The organism is Vibrio sp. 704 (assembly GCF_033339295.1).
In genome coordinates, this window is record NZ_JAWOUH010000561.1 from 1 (window position 1) to 643 (window position 643).

A 643-nucleotide genomic window follows, 5' to 3' on the forward strand; every position below is an offset into this window, starting at 1 on the left:
TCTATGGCGTTCGCAAGCTTGGGGACAGAAGAAAAGAAACGACTCAACAAGCTATGATGATGGCCACATACAACGAGATCTATCCCTACTTCCTTCGCAATTCCGGAGAGCTTGATGTGAAGATCACCAATCACAACCTTACTGTCATGGACTTCGTAATCACACTCGTCAGCAAGCTTTTGTAATGCATTCTGCAACTTTCGTTCTTCTTTCAACTCTAGAATAATCTTATCGACATCTACATAGACTAAGGAAAGCTTACTTTTTTCATCTTTCGCTAAAGAAACTGCTTTATCGATGACTTTTTTGCTGGAATCAGTAAGGTCTACCGCGACCAAAATATGTCCATAACTCATTACGTTCTCCTATTTTGAATGGTACTACTTTTAGTCTAGCTTATCGAACACACTAAACATCGGCTTACCTGCCGATATCTAAATGAAAACATCGAAATCCCCATCTCTAAGAGCTCAGCTGTTCGAACATATACCCTAAAACATCAAAAGCCTCTCACTAAACATTACGCCGTAACTTAAGTTGATTGTAAGCGATGCTGTAAACCTAAGTGCGTAGTGGCTCCTGCCTCTAAGGGCTCTGAAAATCTAGATTAAAGATCATCAAAAACTCTGCCGCAATTTTAATG

At 40.0% G+C, this 643-nt stretch carries 1 protein-coding gene; it reads right to left on the bottom strand.

All coding sequences use genetic code 11. The features are described from left to right. On the bottom strand, positions 1-356 hold a 356-nt coding region (locus R7R24_RS27765; protein ID WP_318120288.1), incomplete at its 3' end, for a universal stress protein. Positions 357-643: the final 287 nt, after the last annotated feature.